This window comes from Azoarcus sp. Soil_N_20 (genome assembly GCF_057656155.1).
The window spans coordinates 1-234 of the sequence record NZ_JBDGKX010000084.1 but is presented as its reverse complement, the minus strand read 5'-3'; the positions used below and the strand labels follow the sequence as shown (position 1 = coordinate 234).

The window sequence follows — 234 nt, the reverse complement described above, 5'->3', positions numbered from 1 at the left end:
TTGCCCTGAAAGAAGGCGACCTGGCGCGTCTTGGTCTTGTCGGGGGTGCGCAGGCACTGGTCGCGCAGCGGACACGGCACGCAGTCGCGATCGGCGCCGCGAAACTTCATCGCCGCGTAGCCGTTGAAGGTGCAGTTCGAGCCGTTTGAGTACAGCTTGTTGCCGGCCGGGCAGACGCAGTGCGAGCGATCCTCGGCCAGCGTGAAATCGGTGGGCCGGAAGCAGTGCGTCTTT

At 65.0% G+C, this 234-nt stretch carries 1 protein-coding gene; it reads right to left on the bottom strand.

Annotated features, from left to right (window positions below):
* Nucleotides 1-234: transposase (locus tag AC3A35_RS28005; RefSeq protein ID WP_487439823.1), on the bottom strand; the 234-nt coding region annotated here is incomplete at both ends.